11 protein-coding genes are annotated in these 15,853 nt (G+C 67.2%); 5 read left to right on the forward strand and 6 right to left on the reverse strand.

Translation table 11 applies throughout. From position 1 onward, the window contains the following. Positions 1-6 precede the first annotated feature (6 nt). From deoC to ACN4JJ_RS14885, 3 genes are all read right to left on the reverse strand, one after another. On the reverse strand, positions 7-1,005 hold the full coding sequence (gene deoC, locus ACN4JJ_RS14875) for a deoxyribose-phosphate aldolase (RefSeq protein ID WP_440710662.1): 999 nt from the start codon (positions 1,003-1,005) through the stop codon (positions 7-9). Positions 1,006-1,071: 66 nt separating this feature from the next. Next, positions 1,072-2,028 carry a sugar-binding transcriptional regulator gene (locus ACN4JJ_RS14880; RefSeq protein ID WP_440710663.1) on the reverse strand — a complete coding sequence of 319 codons (957 nt, stop codon included), beginning with the start codon at positions 2,026-2,028 and terminating at the stop codon, positions 1,072-1,074. A 19-nt stretch (positions 2,029-2,047) separates the two neighbouring features. Continuing rightward, on the reverse strand, positions 2,048-3,157 hold the full coding sequence (locus ACN4JJ_RS14885) for a galactitol-1-phosphate 5-dehydrogenase (RefSeq protein WP_440710664.1): 1,110 nt from the start codon (positions 3,155-3,157) through the stop codon (positions 2,048-2,050). 227 nt (positions 3,158-3,384) lie between these two features. Between ACN4JJ_RS14885 and ACN4JJ_RS14890 the strand changes: the two genes are divergently transcribed. Beyond that, complete coding sequence (locus tag ACN4JJ_RS14890; protein WP_440710665.1) at positions 3,385-3,594, forward strand: hypothetical protein; 210 nt, start codon at positions 3,385-3,387, stop codon at positions 3,592-3,594. A gap of 58 nt (positions 3,595-3,652) precedes the next feature. On the opposite strand, the gene ACN4JJ_RS14895 is transcribed toward ACN4JJ_RS14890, so the two are convergent. Both ACN4JJ_RS14895 and ACN4JJ_RS14900 read right to left on the reverse strand, forming a co-directional pair. Beyond that, positions 3,653-4,279, reverse strand: a complete 627-nt coding sequence (locus ACN4JJ_RS14895) for a response regulator transcription factor (protein WP_440710666.1) — start codon at positions 4,277-4,279, stop codon at positions 3,653-3,655. Further along, on the reverse strand, positions 4,276-5,541 hold the full coding sequence (locus tag ACN4JJ_RS14900) for a sensor histidine kinase (RefSeq protein WP_440710667.1): 1,266 nt from the start codon (positions 5,539-5,541) through the stop codon (positions 4,276-4,278). Before ACN4JJ_RS14900 ends, ACN4JJ_RS14895 begins: the two co-directional genes overlap by 4 nt. Positions 5,542-5,683: 142 nt before the next feature. Between ACN4JJ_RS14900 and ACN4JJ_RS14905 the strand changes: the two genes are divergently transcribed. Next, positions 5,684-6,610: a CPBP family intramembrane glutamic endopeptidase gene (locus tag ACN4JJ_RS14905; RefSeq protein ID WP_440710668.1), complete on the forward strand. Its 927-nt coding sequence runs from the start codon at positions 5,684-5,686 to the stop codon at positions 6,608-6,610. A gap of 160 nt (positions 6,611-6,770) precedes the next feature. Here ACN4JJ_RS14905 and ACN4JJ_RS14910 read toward each other — a convergent pair whose 3' ends face one another. Next, positions 6,771-7,430 (reverse strand): NYN domain-containing protein, encoded by a 660-nt coding sequence (locus ACN4JJ_RS14910; protein WP_440710669.1) that lies wholly within the window; start codon positions 7,428-7,430, stop codon positions 6,771-6,773. A 179-nt stretch (positions 7,431-7,609) separates the two neighbouring features. Between ACN4JJ_RS14910 and proA the strand changes: the two genes are divergently transcribed. The 3 genes from proA to ACN4JJ_RS14925 all read left to right on the forward strand — a co-directional run bounded on the left by proA (position 7,610) and on the right by ACN4JJ_RS14925 (position 15,842). After that, a complete protein-coding gene (gene proA, locus ACN4JJ_RS14915; protein WP_440710670.1) occupies positions 7,610-13,762 on the forward strand; it encodes an anti-phage protein ProA in 6,153 nt (2,050 codons plus the stop codon). Positions 13,763-14,371: 609 nt separating this feature from the next. Continuing rightward, positions 14,372-14,995 carry a hypothetical protein gene (locus ACN4JJ_RS14920; RefSeq protein ID WP_440710671.1) on the forward strand — a complete coding sequence of 208 codons (624 nt, stop codon included), beginning with the start codon at positions 14,372-14,374 and terminating at the stop codon, positions 14,993-14,995. Between the two features lie 61 nt (positions 14,996-15,056). Beyond that, positions 15,057-15,842, forward strand: coding sequence for a zeta toxin family protein (locus ACN4JJ_RS14925; RefSeq protein ID WP_440710672.1), 786 nt, complete (start codon positions 15,057-15,059; stop codon positions 15,840-15,842). The last annotated feature ends 11 nt before the right edge of the window (positions 15,843-15,853 follow it).

The raw sequence follows: 15,853 nt of genomic DNA on the forward strand, positions 1-15,853 counted from the left end.
CCGTTCTCAATCGATCGTCACGTAGTCGGCGCCGGAGTAGTGCCCGGTCGACAGCTTCTGCCGCTGCAGCAGCACGTCGTTCAAGAGGCTCGAGGCCCCGAACCGGAACAGGTGCGGCTGCAGCCACTCCTCCCCCACCGTCTCGGCCACGGTCACGAGATACTTGATCGCGTCCTTCGACGAGCGGATGCCACCGGCCGGCTTCACGCCGATCTTCACACCGGTCTGGCGATGCCAGTCCCGCACCACCTCGAGCATCAGCAGCGTCACCGGCAGGGTGGCCGCCGGAGCGACCTTGCCGGTCGAGGTCTTGATGAAGTCACCGCCCGCCAGGATCGCGAGCCAGGAGGCCCGGCGCACGTTGTCGTAGGTGTTCAGCTCCCCCGTCTCGAGGATCACCTTGAGGTGCGCGAAGCTGCCGTCGGCTCGTCGGCAGGCCTCTTTCACGGCCACGATCTCGTCGAACACCTGCGCGTAGCGGCCAGACAGGAAGGCTCCGCGGTCGATCACCATGTCGATCTCGTCGGCACCGGCCGCGACCGCGTCCGAGGTGTCTGTCAGCTTCACGGCCAGCGAGGCACGCCCCGAGGGGAACGCCGTCGCCACCGCGGCCACGTTGATGCCGTCATCCGTTCCCGCCGAATGCGCGCTGCCGAGGGCCTGCACCGCTGCGGGCACCATGTCGCCGTAGACGCACACCGCCGCCACCCGCGGGGTCGACGGGTCCGCAGCATCCGGAACCAGCGCCTTCGCCACGAGCGACCGCACCTTGCCTGGCGTGTCCGCCCCCTCGAGGGTGGTGAGGTCGATCAGCTCGATGATCTTGTCGAGCGCCCAGGCCTTGGAGGTGGTCTTGATGGAGCGCGTTCCGAGCCCCGCCGCGCGCTGCTCGAGGCCCACGGCGTCGACGCCCGGGATGCCCTCGAGATAGCGGCGCAGGCTCGAGTCGGAGATCTCGGCGCCCACCACCTCGCGAGCGAGGGGGCGTGTGATGTCGATTGTCACGTCGTGTCCTTTCAGGACGGGATGGTTCGGTTCAGAGAGGTCTGGGCGGGCGAAGGCCCGGGACGGTCAGGGGCACAACGATTCGTCGAGCAGGTGCTCGGCGGTGAGCTCGTCGGTCACGAGCACGCTGCACAGGCCCCCGGTCACCACGATCCGGCAGATGTCGTGCTTCTGCTCGCCCGAGATCACGGCGATGGCGGACTTCGCCGAACGCAGCTCCTCGAGCCGGATGCCCACGGTGCGGGCATCCAGATCGGGGTCGACGGGGTAGCCGTTGGCGTCCACGAAGCGGCCCAGCACGTCGCCGACGGCTCCCTTGCGGCGCAGGTCGTGCAGTTCGGAGGTGGAGATGTAGCCGCTTTCCACCAGCACCGAGCTGGAGTCGACCTTGCCGGCCGAGAACAGGTATGCCGAGGCGTTGCGTGCGAGGTCGAGCACGCCGGCTACGGTGCGGTCGGCCTCGATGGCGCGTTTGGTCTCGACCCGTTCCAGGATGGCGGGGCTCGGCAGCATGGTGGCTGAGCCGCCGCCCTTCTGCGCCAGCATCAAGGCGGTGCTGGAGGCGGTCGACGCCCGGCGGCTCAGGCTGACGCCGCCGTTGATCTGCACCACCCGCACATCCGTGGCCCAGCCCTGCTTGGCCGCCATGGCGACGTCGTGCAGGGTGCGGCCCCAGCTGATGCCGAGCGTGCGGGGCACGGGTCGCAGGCTCGCGAGGTATTCGGCCGCGGCCACGGCCACCCGGCCGCGGAGCTCTTCGGAGTCGACCTGCCCGAGCCCGGGCACCACCACGGCGTCGTGCAGACCGAACGTCTCCTTGAGCGAGCGCTCGAGCGGCAGCCGCCGGGCGCGCGGGTGGACGATCTCGATGCGCACGATGCCCTGTTCGCGGGCCTGGGCGATCAGCCGCCCCACCTTCCAGCGCGTGATCCTGAGCAGGGTCGCGATCTCGCCCTGCGTCTTGTCGCTCTCGTAGTAGAGCTCGGCGGCCTTCACCGCCAGGATCTCGTCGTCACCGTTCATGGTTCGCGCTCGGCGCCTCTCAGTTGCCTGGTCCGGATGCGGTGGATCCAGCGGTAGCCCCCGCGAACGCCGGAGCCACCTCGGTGGCGCCGCCGTTGGGCATGAAGAGCACCTTCGAGGAGAAGATCGAGCGCTCGCCGAGCTGCGTGATGATGCGGGGCACCTCCTCGAGGCCGAGCTGGTGGGTGATCATGAACTCCCAGCCCAGGCTGCCGTCGGCGAGCCGCTCGGCGCTGTCGGTCCACTCCTTGCCCGGGAAGGGCGAGGAGAAGGAGTTCCAGCTGCCGTGCAGCGATGCCTCGCGGCGCAGGAAGGTGGAGAAGGTCTTCTTGTCGAACTCCGTGGGCTTGTGCGGGATGCCGATGAAGGCGGCATGACCGTGGCGGGCGAGCAGGTTCGGGGCCAGAGCGATGGTGGCCGGGACGCCGGCCGTTTCGATGAGCACGTCGAAGCCCTTGCCCGCTTGGTCGAGGGCGTGCTCGCCGGAGATGGCGGTGAGGTCGGCGCCGGCCTGACGGGCCATCGCGGCCTTCTCCTCGCTCACGTCGAGCGAGAGCACCTCATCGGCGCCGAGCAGTTTGGCCCACTCGATGGCGAAGAGGCCAATAGGTCCTGCGCCGAGCACGGCGACGCGCTGCCCCTCGCGCAGTCCGGTCTTCCAGATGGCGTGCAGAGCGATGGCGGAGGGGTCGATCATGGCGGCGGCGCGCGGGTCGAGCCCGCGCGGCATCAGCAGTGCGTTGTCGGCGGGCACGTTCACGAACTGGGCGTAGGCGCCGTCGCGGCGCGAGCCGAAGTACCCGTAGTCCTCGCACAGGCTGAACGCCCCGGCCAGGCAGCTCTCGCACGCCCGGCACGGCAGCAGAGGAGGAACGGACACGAGGTCGCCCTGCGAGAACCCGGTGACCTCGCCGCCGGCGTCCACCACGTGCCCCGAGAACTCGTGGCCGCAGATGATGGGCGAGTAGTAGGCGCCGGTGCTGTTCATGCGCGGGATGTCGGATCCGCACACTCCGCACGCGGCCACCTCGACGAGCAGGTCGCGCGGGCCGATCTCCGGCACGGGAACCTCGTGCACGCGGATGTCGCCGGGTTCGTAGAGAACGGCGGCGGTCATCTGGTCAGTCATCAGGGTCTCCTCCAAGCCGGCAACGTGATCGCCGGTCGATCCAGCGTGCATCGGCACGTGTTTCAGGCTAGGAAGCCCGGCCCAATCGCTCAACTTCTGTAGCCAACTTTGCTCATCTGCGCACTGTCGCGCAACTCGAGCCACCACCTGCGCACATTCCACGGCATTTGCGGAGGGGCCACGCCTTTCCCGAACCAGCGCGCGCAAAGACGAGTAGCGTGACGTCCATGCCAAGCAGAGCCGGGCGCACGGCGCTCATCATCGTCGGTGTCGTCGCTCTGCTGATCGGAGGCCTCTTCGCGGGCCAAGGTGCGAACCTAATCCCGGGCAGCTCCATGACCGGCGACCGCACCTGGCTCTACATCGGCCTCGCGCTCGCGGTCGTCGGCGTAGTCCTGATCGTGGTCGGTGTGCGCCGTCGCCGCGACGACCGCTGACCCGCGAGAGGCGAGCGCCCCAGGCCGAGACGATTCGGCACGACGGTCCGCTACTGCGTCACCCGGCCACCCCGCGGGCGAGCCGAAGCGCGAGCGCCGTGCGATCGGGTTCGCCGAGTTTGCGCAACAGCGCCGACACGGTGTTCTTCACCGTTCCGTGTGCCAGGTGGAGGTGCGCGGCGATCTCGGCGTTCGGCAGGCCGCGGGCGACGAGGTCGGCGACGGCCTGTTCGGCGTCGGTGAGAGCCGGATGCCCGGCGGTCGGCGACACGGGAGTCACCGCCGCACGAGCGACCCGAGGATCGAGCACGAGCCCGCCGGCGAGCACCTGCCGGATGGCATCCGTCAGCGCATCCGTGGAGATGTCCTTCAGGAGGAATCCGGCCGCCCCGGCGTCGAGGATGTCCCGTACGAGCCGCGCGTCGTCGAAGGTCGTGAGCACGAGCACGGGGAGTCCGGGATGCGACATAGCGCACTGCTGCACGAGTCCGATCCCGTCGAGGACGGGCATCCGGGCGTCGGCGAGAACGAGGTCGGGCGCGAGTACCGGGATGAGCGCCAGCGCCCGCATCCCGTCCTCGGCCTCACCGACCACCTCGATCTCCGGGTCGGTCTCGAGGATCATGCGCAGGCCCCGCCGCAGCAGCTCCTGATCGTCGACGATCATCACGCGGATCGCGCTCACGCGGCATCCTGAGTCGCGGGGATGCTCGCCCTGCGCAGCTCGGCGGTCGGCGACAGCGCGAGCGAGAGCCGGAAGCCGGTCGGTGTCGGAGCGGCGTCGAGCGTTCCGCCGAACGCCTCGGCCCGAACGCGGAGGGAGCGCAGACCGAATCCTTCCGTGAACGAGACGGGCGATGAGGCCACACCGCGGTCCTCGAGAACGGCCCGAACGGCATGAACGGCGTCAACGGCGTCAACGGCCTGAACGCCCGCCGCGGGCGTGCCGGATGCCGATCCCGCCGTCTCGCCGACGGTCACCCGCAGTTCAGCCGATGTCGCGTTCGAGTGCCGCACCACGTTCGTCAGTCCCTCCTGAACGAAACGCAGAAGCAGCAGGGACTGCTCGTGGCTCAGCACGGAATCGTCGCCCTCGATCGACACCCGGATGTCGATGCCGGTGCCCCGGAACGCCTCGGCGACCGCCCGGAACGCCTCCGCGTTCCGCAGGGTGCTGAGCTCGACCGGATGCATCGCGCGCACGAGACGCCGCATCGCGTCGAGGGACTCACCCACGAGCTCGCGTGCCCGGCGCAGTTCCTCGCGCGCTGCGTCCGCGTCATCGACCCGGGCGGCGTAGTCGAGCGAGAGGCCGATGGCGGTGAGCCGATGCCCGAGGCCGTCGTGCAACTCACGCGCCGTGCGTTCCCGCTCGCGGGCCAGCACGAGATCGCGGTCGGTGTCGAGACGTGCGCGCAGTTCGGCGGCGGCGGCATCCCGTTGCCGGAGTGCGCCGCGCAGGGCTTCGTCGACGCGCAGGCTGTCACGCAGGATGGCGGCGACCGCCGCGCCGATGCCCGCAAAGAACACGGTGGCGATCGCCTCAGTCACGACGAGTTCGGCCGGGCTCCCGGACGACACGTGCAGCACGACGACCAACGCGACCAATGCCGCCGCGAAGCCCCACACCACGACCGCCGACGCGAAGGTGATGCCGAGCACGAGGCAGGCCGCCCAGATGATGCCGTAGTAGAGGGATCCGTCGCCGAACGTCATGGTCACCATCGCGATGACGGCGAACGCGATGGCCCACCCGCGCGAACGCTGCGCGGACCGGCGCCACAGCACCCAGACGATGATGGCGGCGGCGAGCAGTAGCACGACTGCCCCCGTCGTCCAGGCCGGCCGGCGATCGAAGGAGTAGAGCACCATCACGGCCGGACCGCCCAACCCGATGGTCGCTGCGAGGTCGAGCAGCAGGGCGCGTCGGGTCGGGATACTCGGCATGCCTCTCAGCGTAGGCAATCGAGTCGGCGGGCCGCACGTGACCGCGGTCACGACTCGCGCAGCGCCGGCGGTGACCCGGGTCAGCCCCGGACGTGACCGTGGGGTCGGGTCAGATGTCCGCCGGATCCGTAGCGTGCCAGACATGACCACCCCATTCGGCCAGACCGGCCCGTCCACCACGACCGCCTCGCCCGCCACGCCCGCGTCTCCCCGGCTCGGCCTCGGCCCGTTCGGCATCGCAGTGCGAGTGGTCGTGACCATCGGCATCCTGATCATCGCCAACCTCACCGCCAGCCTCGTGCCCGGCGCGCTGTCCGTCATCCCGGGTGCCGTCGAGATCTTCGGCGGCCCGTCACCCTGGGGCTTCGCGCTGGCGTTTGTATTGCAGGTCATGGTGCTCGCCGTCGTGGTGCTCGGCGTGCGGGGATGGATGCGGTGGGTCGAGCGCAGTCCGATCCGTGCCGCCGGCTGGCGTTTGGGGCGCCGATCGATCGCCTGGTTGCTGCTCGGTGTCGCGGTTGCGGCGGCCAGTGTGCTTGCGGTGATGGCGCTGCTGCCGGCCACCGGGCCCGTGCTCTCCGACGAGGAGCTGATCGGAGACCAAGAGGCGACGCCGTGGCTCGTGGCGCTGCTGATCGTCAACTACCTGGGTCTGGCGTTCGTGCAGCAGGCTATTCCGGAGGAACTGCTGTTTCGCGGCATGCTGCTGTGGACCCTGAGGGATCGCCCCGTCGTCGCGGTCGCCGTGACGACGCTCGCGTTCACCGTGATCCACCTCGTGTCGAACGGCGGCCAGCAGTCGGCGTGGGAGCACGTGCTCTACCTCGCGCAGCCCTTCGGCTTCGCGCTGCTGGCCGTCGGGCTGCTGCTCTGGACGGGTTCGCTCTGGGCGGCCGTCGGAGTGCACGGAGGCTTCCACATCGGAAACTACCTCGCCGCAGGCTTCCTGCACCAGGTCACCCCCGTCACCTCCTGGCTCGCCGTCGGCGGCACGCAGGCGTCCATCGGACTGGTGCTGATCGTCACCGCCCTGCGCCGAGGCAAGCGCATCCTGGACGGCGAGAACTGAGACGCCTGACGCCGCATCCGGGGACTTTCGGCACCGTGATCTCGTTCGAAATCCGGTCTGGCTGCTAGTGGACCCCAGGCAAGGCAGCTATGATTGGGGCACTCCCCCGGATACTTCGGTTACCGGTTAGAAGGCCTCAGGAAACTGGGGCCTTCGGAATTTAAGCCCACTTCGCCGGGCAGTGAAACTGGCCTTTCTGGTCAGTGAGCGCCCTGGGGAACTGGCTGGCTGCCAGCACCTCGTCGGTGACGTGCTCGACGAAGTCGGGGTCGGTCTTGATGAGCTCCTTCGAGCTTCGCGAACTAGGCATCGGAAAAATGATGCCCGTCCGAAAACCGAATTCGTTCTTCAACATCCTCAACGTGCCGGCCAGATCGGAATCGTTCGACACCATCACGTAGATGTCGGCCTTGAGCGTGAACGCATCGGCGGTCATCCGTGTCCCCAGATTCACATCTGAGCCCTTTTCTTCGAGCTTGCGCACCGCCGTCGTGACCCACTTTCCCGTCTCCGGATCGACGGTCTGCGGATGCACGGGCATGTTGCGCTTGTCGTTCCGGAACGATCCCAAGTGGACTGAGACATCAGGATGAGCCTCCAGGGCTCGCAGGTACATCTGCTGACGCACGGGCGACTGCGGATCGGCAAGAAGGCCAGGTCGGAGGTGCGCCGTGAAGTAATGGACGTGGTCGATGTGGTAACCCGGCATCAGCAACCCGGCAAGCGCGACGAGGTCAAGCCACTTCAGGTGTGACTTCGACTGCAGACACCGCCGGTAGAGATTGAATCCGTCGACATAGATGCGAGCGGATGGCTTCATGGGCACCCCTTCATTATCGAGCATTAATCATGAATGGAACGAGGGGTGTGAATTCCGATCCGTCGCCCGTGTTCGGCACCCATGGCCGTGTCAGCGGCCGCTACTAAGCTCGAAAGACGCAGTGACTACGTGCCCGTGCGCTGCGAGTTCGTTCGCCATGAAGCGCCGGGAGTAACTCGATGGAGTCCAGCAACAGTGATGAAGCCGTCGTCGATGCGCGGCACCTCGAGCCGACCGCATCCGCCGAGCCCCTCACCTTGCCCACCGGCCTGAGCCTCGAACTCACCACCGCCGGCGTCGTCAGCTACGCCCTCGCGAACGCCTGCCTCTCCGCCCTCGAAGCCGTCACCATCACGAACCCGGGCCCGATGCTCCGCGCCGCCTCCCTCGAGATCGAAGCCACGGATGCCTTCGGCTCGCTGGGCGAACCCAGCACCACCCTCATCGACCTCGCCGAGCAGGCGACCGTCACCCTCTCCGAGCTCAGCCTCTACCTCGACCCGGCGACGATGCTCGCCGTCGACGAACAGCGTCCCGGGCGCATCACCGCCCGCCTCACCGACGCCGACGGCACCACGCGAGCCGAAGCATCCGCCGAGGTCGACGTCCTCGCCGCCTCCCAGTGGCGCACCACCCCGGTGCAACTCGGCATGGAGCTGCTCCCCGCCTACGTGCAGCCCAACGCGGCCGCCATCCAGCCGCTCCTCCACGAGGCGGGCGAGCTCCTCGAGAAGCGCACCGGCGACCGCAGCATGACCGGCTACCAGCTCGAAGACCCGAACCGAGTGGATGCGACGGTCGAGGCGATCTACGAAGCGATGCGTTCGCGGCGCATCCGCTACGCCGAGCCGCCCGCCAGCTGGTCGAGCACCGGCCAGAAGGTGCGCACACCGGCCGAGGTGCTCGAGGGCCGGGTCGGCACCTGCCTCGACACCACGGTCGTGCTCGCCGCAGCCCTCGAGCAGGCGGGCATCAACTCGACCCTGTGGATCTTCGACGGCCACGCCTTCCTCGGCTATTGGCGGCACAACAGCGAGATGGGCTCGGTGGTCGACTTCGAACCCGCCGACCTGATCAACCGCACCGCGCTCGGCCAGATCGTGCTGCTCGAGACGACGGCCGTCACCGACTCCCGCGACGGCGACTTCGAGGCCGCCAAGCGCGCAGCACGAGCCCGCATGGAGGGAGCGCCGAGCACGTTCATCGGCGCGATCGACGTGGGCGCCGCCCGTTCGGCGAGCATCTTCCCCCTGCCGTCCAGATCCGTGGATGCCGACGGCACCGTCGTCGTCACCGAGTACCGGGTCGCCGCGAGAGTCGCGTTGCGCGACGGCCGGGAGACCACAAAAGCCACAAACAACGAGACCAACAGACGAGCCGCCCCACCCCGCGTAGCCCAGTGGAAGAACTCCCTCCTCGACCTGAGCCTCCGCAACCGCCTGATCAACTTCACCGACCGCGCCGGCTACTCCCTGGCCGTTCCGAGCGCATCCCTCGCCCACCTCGAAGACCAGATCAACGCTGGCATCCAGCTGTCCCTCCGCCCCTCCAACGCGATCAGCGCCGTCGACCGCGAGCGCAAGATCCAGTTCGGCCGCGACCTCCCCGACGACACCCGCGCCCAGCTGCTCGCCGACCGCAAGGAGGCGTACATCGACATCACCGAGGAGTCCTACGCCACCAAACTCCGCTACCTCGCCTACAAGGCGAAGACGATCGTGGAGGAGACCGGCGCGAACAACCTCTACCTCGCTTTCGGCATGCTGCACTGGACGTTCAACGACCGCGAGCTCCGATCGCCGCTCATCCTGGTTCCCGTGACGCTGACCACGGCGAACCGCGGGTCGCTCTACCGCCTGACCCTCGACGAGTCCGGCGCGTCCACTCCCAACTACTGCCTGCTCGAGAAGCTGTCGCAGGCCTACGACCTGACGATCCCCGGTCTGGCCGACCCGGTTCAGGATGGCGCGGGCATCGACCTGCAGGCCGCCTTCACCGCCACCCGCCAGGCCATGCTCGATGCGCACCTCCCGTTCCGGGTCGACGACACCGTCAACCTGGGCATCCTGCAGTTCGCCAAGTTCCGCCTTTGGAAAGACCTCGACGAGAACTGGGAGTCGCTCGCCGGCAACCCGCTGGTGAAGCACCTCATCGAGACGCCGACGGCGCCGTTCATCGACCCCGTTCCCGAGGCGACGGCCGAGAACGCCGTCGACCTCGACGCCCTGAGCGCGCAGTGCCCGGTGCCCGCCGACTCCTCGCAGCTCGAAGCGGTGGCCGAGGCCGCGCAGGGACGCACCTTCGTGCTCGAGGGCCCTCCGGGCACCGGCAAGTCGCAGACCATCACGAACCTGCTCGCGAAAGCCCTCACCGACGGCAAGCGCGTGCTCTTCGTGGCCGAGAAGCGCGCCGCCCTGTCCGTGGTGCAGCGCCGACTCGAAGAGATCGGCCTCGGCCCGTTCTCGCTCGACCTCCACGACAAGGGTGCGCGCCCCGCCGCGGTGCGATCGCAGATCAAGGCCGCCCTCGAGCACCGCGTCACCACGGATGGCGCCGCCCTCAGCACCAACCTCGAGATCGCGAACTCCAACCGTCGCACGCTCTCGCGCTACGCCGAGCGCCTGCACGAGAAGAACTCGGCCGGTCTCTCCCTCTACTCCGCTCGCACGAGCGAGCTGGCGGCCGACGCGTTCGTGCCCGAGATGCCCGTCCCGTCGGGCCTGGTCTCCGGCGGCTCGTCCGACGACTTCGAGGCGATCCGGGTCGCCCTCCGCGACCTCCCCGAGACGGCCGACTACGTGCGCCCGCAGCGCGTGAACCCCTGGGGCTTCGTCGTCGACCGACCGGATGCCCCGGCCGATTCGACCGCGGTGCACACCGCCGCGCAGACCCTCGACCGGGCGATCGCGGCGGCACTCGACGCGGCTGCGACCTTCGACTTCATCGATCTCGCGAACTCCCCCGAGCAACTCGCCGACTGGTCGCGCATCGACGGCTACCAGCGCGAACCGCTCGCCACCATCGACGCAGCACGCGACACCACGACGCCCAGCGCCTGGAACACCGCGGCGCAAGCAGTCGTCGACCAGCTGGCCGCCCTGAAGCAAACGCCCCCGGCCTGGCTGCAGCAGGCCCAGCCCGAGGCCGTCGCCCTCGACATCGCGGGCATCCACGCCGAGGCCCTCGCCGCCGACCAGTCCGGCTTCTTCGGTCGCAAGAAGCGCCGACGGGCGGTCGCCGCGAAGCTGGCCCCGGCCCTGCGCTCCCCCGACGCGGTCGACCTCAAGCAGCTCTCGACCCTGACCGGCCAGATCGCCGAGTCGGCCGGCTACCTCCAGTCCCTACGCGCCTACCTGCAGCAGCTCGCCGGCGTGCGGATCGGCGCCGACTGGAACCCCCTCCGCCCGAGCGACGCCGAATCGGTGACGACGCAGATCACTTGGCTCCGCTGGGTTGGCACGACCATCGGCGTCCGCCCCGGCGAGGAGCCGGATGCGTTCACCCGCGAGTGCCGCTGCCTGTACGAGGCCACGCCCCCGGATGCCTCCCGCGCCGCCGCGATCGCAGCGCTGGCAACGGCGTGGTCGGCCCTCATCACGGCAGCCCACACCACGGCAAGCGATCTCGGAGCATGGGCCTCCGGCCCGGCGGGGGCGACAGGCCACGGTGCCTCGACCAGCCAGACCGCCCCGACAAGCCAGTCTCACGAGCCCCAGCGCCAAACCTTCTTCGACACCTGGGCCGCCACCCGCGCCGGCCGCAACCTCGACTCCCCCACGCCCGTCACCCTCGACCGCTGGCTCGCCTTCACCCGCGCGCTCGAACCACTCCGCCGCCGCGGCATGGCCGCCGCCGTCAAGGCGCTCGAGACCGGCGAGCTCACTGCGGACGACGCACGCCTCTCGTTCGAGAAGGGTCTGGCCGCGGCATCCGTCGACGAACGCGAACAGACCACCACCCTGGCCGACTTCGACCCCACCGCCCACAACCGCTCGATCGAACGCTTCACGACGAGTGCGTTGGCGATCCGGGCCGAGCTGCCGAACGCCATCCCGGCGCACGTGCTGGCGCTCCGGCGTTTCGATTCGAGCGCGCCGGCCGGCCAGGTGGGTCTGCTGCGCCGTCAGCTCGAACGGCAGCGGGGCGGGATGAGCGTGCGCACCCTGCTCGACACCTTCGGTGAGCTGATCACGCAGGTGCTGCCGATCACGCTGATGTCGCCCGAGTCGGTGGCGCGCTTCTTCCCCGCGAAGCCGGGCTTGTTCGATGTGGTCGTGTTCGACGAGGCGTCGCAGATCCGGGTGGCGGATGCCGTGGGTGCGATGGGTCGCGCCGATTCGGTCGTGGTGGTCGGTGACAGCAAGCAGATGCCGCCCACCAGTTTCGGCGAGACGGCGCTCGATGCCGACGACGAGGTCGAGCTCGAGGCCGTCGTGGTGCAAGACGAGGAGTCGATCCTCTCGGAGTGCGTGCAGTCGCAGGTGCCGAGCAAGTGGCTCTCGTGGCACTACCGCAGTCAGGACGAGTCGCTCATCTCGTTCAGCAATCACCACTACTACGAGAGCCGGCTCTCGTCGTTCCCGGCGCCGCTGAGGTCGGCCGAGCGGCAGTCGCTCGACGGCTACGGCGTCTCGATGGTGCGGGTGAACGGCACCTTCAACCGCTCGGGCAAGGGCAAGGAGCTGCGCACGAACCGCATCGAGGCCGAGGCGATCGTGGCCGAGATCCGTCGCCGCTTCGAGGCGGCGTCAGCGGCGCAGACGGATGTTCCGCCCGCAGATTTCGAGGCCCCCTCGCTGGGTGTGGTCACATTCAACGCCCAGCAGCGCGACTTCATCGAGAACCTGCTGCGCGACACCGGTGACGAGCGCATCCTGAATGCCCTCGACAACGACAGCGAGGGTCTGTTCGTGAAGAACCTCGAGAACGTGCAGGGCGACGAGCGCGACGCGATCCTGTTCTCGATCGCCTTCAGCGTGAACGAGAAGGGCTTCCTCCCCCTCAACTTCGGCCCTCTGCAGCGCGCCGGCGGCGAGCGCCGCCTCAACGTGGCGGTCACGAGGGCGCGCCGTCAGGTGCTGTTGTTCGCGAGCTTCGATCCGTCGGAGCTCCGCGCCGAGCAGACGAGCTCGGTCGGCGTGAAGCACCTGAAGTCGTACCTCGAGATGGCGGCCAGCGGATCGGAAGCCCTCGAAGCCGACCCCCGACGCACTGCAATCTTCGACCGCCACCGAGACGACATCGCCAACGAACTGCGGATGCGCGGCCTCGCGGTGAAAACGGACGTCGGCCTCTCCGACTTCCGTGTCGACCTGAGCATCGCCCCGGCGGACGCCCCCGACCGCCCCCTCCTGGCAGTCCTCCTCGACGGCGACTCCTGGAAGTCGCGTCGCACGGTCGCCGACCGCGACGGCCTCCCCACCGAGGTCCTGAAGAACCTCATGCACTGGCCAGCGGTCGAGCGCGTCTGGCTCCCGGAATGGCTGCACACCCGCGAGGCGGTGCTCGACCGCCTCGAGCTGGCAATCGCCGACGTCCAGGCGGCCGACGCCAACGGCGCCCAGCTAGCCCGCGTCGACTCGATGGTCGAGCAGGCACTCGAAGACGACGAAGAGATCGACAGCCCCACGTCGTCTGCAGCAGCCCCCGCGCTCTCCGAAGAAGCGGCGACCGGCGACCACCACGCCACAGCGGATGCTCCCGACCTCGCCACAGCAGACACCCCCGGCCTCTTCAAGAACCTGACGAGCGCACCTGCCGCGCAGCGCTCTGTCATCGACGACCTCAACGAGCCGTACACCCCATGGATGCCGCGGAGGGTTGGCTCGATAGCCGTCCTCGACGCGCTCCCCAGACAGGACGCCGGCCGAGCGGTTGAGGCCGTCATCCGTGAAATCGTGGCAACGGAAGGCCCGGTGCACCTGGTGCGCCTGGCAAAGCTCGTGGCGGCCGCATTCGACCTCAACAAGGTCGCCCAATCCCGAGCAACAGCCATCCTGACCTTCGTCCCGCCCGAGATGAAGGCCCGCTCAACCGAGCCGTTCGCCTGGCCCACGGAGCTCGACCCCGCGACCTGGCGCCGCGCGCGCTCCTCACAGCAGGGCGAAGCCCGCCCCCTCGACCACGTCTCCCTCGTCGAGATCGCAAACGCAATGTCGATCGTCGCAGAGGCCTCGGCCGGCCTCTCCGAGCCCGACCTCAAGCGCGGGGCCCTTGCGGTCTTCGGTGGCAAGCGCATGACCGAGGCGATCAGCACCCGCCTCGACGGGGCTCTCACCTGGGGCCTCGGAAACGGTCGCTTGCAGCGCACGGACTTGGGCATCATCCAGTAGGCCGACCTCGGGAAACCGATTCCTACTCCAAGCACCGTTCAGGATGCCTTTTCAGGCAGCTCACGATGAACCCGAGCCTTGTCGCGCTTACTCCGAGCGATTTCAGCCTCTGTTCCGATCACCAAAGGTCAGGGCAGGTGTATCAATTCCGCCCAAGGATCTTGCGTTAACAGCCGATTGGTCACAGCGACTCAGTTACCGACCCTGCAGGGCGGCACGCTTATCGTCAGGACGCTCCATCACCTTCCTGAGCTCGCAACAAACCGGTAGACTTGATTCAAATTGAATCAGGAGGCAGACGTGGCGCAGACAGCACTAACTACATCTGAACTGGCAAGACAAGCCCTCGCTCTACTGAATGCGCATGACATTGTCGGGGCCAAGGCGCTCTTAGCCGAGTCTGCAGAGGATCCGCACACTGAGTCGGTAAGGTACGCCGACTACTTGCATCTCGCTACGGCCGCATGCATGATTGGGCTTCCCACGACAACGTTAGAACCACAGTCTTTCGCGTCATACATCATTCACGCTGGCACTCGTGAGAAACATCACCCCAGGGCCCGACATGCCGAGCACGACAACCCGCATCGAGAGGTATCGGCGCCTTTCATGTCATTTGACGTCGACGAATATCCTGAGGCCTTAGCGAGCGCTCAGATTTGGATGCGGCGATATGCCACTTTGACGACAGAGTCGTTGGCGCAGGCTTCGAGTGCCCTATTGATGCCAGTCATTCCCAGCTTTGCGCTAATCGCAGCCGATGCGCTTACTCAGCGGCTATCAGGCGAGAACGTAACTGCATGGCTCACTGAGCTACTACGCACCAGAGCTGCGAAGCGGAGCACAGACGAGCGCGTATCAAGAAGACTGCTGTTTTGGGCACGTGCGAATGGGATGAACCAGCGAGAGATAGCTAGGGCCATCAGAAAACCGCAAACCGCTGTGTTTCGTCAGTTGAAAGAAATTGAGAATGACCCATCTCTATTGGCGTTCCGACCAAGCGAGATCTACGAAAACTTTTTGGCCAAGCGGATCGATCGTGAAACCCTCATCGATATGCTCGCTGCGTTCCCTTACGAGCCTGGTGAGTATTCCAAAGACGAACCTGATTGGGGTTACATTCCCGGAGGTTGGGACGAACTCACTCAGTTGGCGATCGATGGAAGCATCTCGCAGGATGAACTTCGGAGGATCGTCTCCACCTCGGAGGCAGTGAGCCCTCGCAATGGATAGGCCAGAAATAGCTGCGCGAGTAGCGGCTGAACTCGAGTCCCTTTCAATTCACGGTGAGATCATGCACACGGACTCGCCGCGCTCGACTGCGAACCATTACTCGGACGCCCAACGGGCTATTCGGGGAGCGGAGGTTGCCGCGGAATTCCTGGCGGCTCAAACCGCCGTGGAAAGAAATGGACGAGTGGCAGTAGTTACAGCCGGGCCGCCTGGGGGCGGCAAAACAACTGCACTTCAAATCGCTGGTTTTGACGCGACTTATCGAAACATCGACCCAGACATCATCAAGGAGCACCTCGTGCGACGTGCGCTTAAGGACCGTATTTATGATGATCTGCTGGGGAGGACGCTCACGGATGGCCTGCCAATACGCCCAATGGAGCTATCGAGCCTAGTACACCGAGAATCGGTTGCGATATCTGAGAACATCGCGGCGGTGTCCCTCCGTGCTGGCGAGAATGTCATCCTGCAGGGATCTCTTGCTTGGGAGGAACAGCCAGCGCGACTCTTAACCCAACTCAAAGAAAACGAGTACGGAGTGCTGACGATCCTGGACGTTGAGGCAGAACTCGCAACTGTTTTGGAGCGAGCGATGCACCGGTGGTGGCTCGGCAGGAACGACTCGAGTGACCCGCTGGGAGGCAGGTTCGTTCCAAGGCACCTGATTGAGGGCCTGTTCCTTCCCAGTGGAGGAACCAAGTGTCGAGCCAATGCCGAAGTCATGCTGGCGCTTTCCACGATTCCCTCAACGAGCCTCCACGTGAGCTCGCATCAGAGCGGGACCTCTACCGTCACCGTGACAACGAAAGACGGTTTTCGCAAGGACTCATTGCTCGATGAAGTGTGAAACCTGCAGCA

This window comes from Herbiconiux dendrobii, from assembly GCF_052048175.1.
In the GTDB taxonomy this organism is placed as follows: Bacteria; Actinomycetota; Actinomycetes; order Actinomycetales; family Microbacteriaceae; genus Herbiconiux.

Bases quoted from the DNA above. Each gene is read 5' to 3' on its own strand.
- ACN4JJ_RS14890 (WP_440710665.1), top strand. From the start codon at position 3,385: ATGCCAAGCAGAGCCGGGCGCACGGCGCTCATCATCGTCGGTGTCGTC.
- proA (WP_440710670.1), top strand. From the start codon at position 7,610: ATGGAGTCCAGCAACAGTGATGAAGCCGTCGTCGATGCGCGGCACCTC.
- ACN4JJ_RS14925 (WP_440710672.1), top strand. From the start codon at position 15,057: ATGCACACGGACTCGCCGCGCTCGACTGCGAACCATTACTCGGACGCC.
- ACN4JJ_RS14905 (WP_440710668.1), top strand. From the start codon at position 5,684: ATGACCACCCCATTCGGCCAGACCGGCCCGTCCACCACGACCGCCTCG.
- ACN4JJ_RS14910 (WP_440710669.1), bottom strand. From the start codon at position 7,430: ATGAAGCCATCCGCTCGCATCTATGTCGACGGATTCAATCTCTACCGG.
- ACN4JJ_RS14880 (WP_440710663.1), bottom strand. From the start codon at position 2,028: ATGAACGGTGACGACGAGATCCTGGCGGTGAAGGCCGCCGAGCTCTAC.
- ACN4JJ_RS14900 (WP_440710667.1), bottom strand. From the start codon at position 5,541: ATGCCGAGTATCCCGACCCGACGCGCCCTGCTGCTCGACCTCGCAGCG.
- ACN4JJ_RS14885 (WP_440710664.1), bottom strand. From the start codon at position 3,157: ATGACTGACCAGATGACCGCCGCCGTTCTCTACGAACCCGGCGACATC.
- ACN4JJ_RS14920 (WP_440710671.1), top strand. From the start codon at position 14,372: ATGTCATTTGACGTCGACGAATATCCTGAGGCCTTAGCGAGCGCTCAG.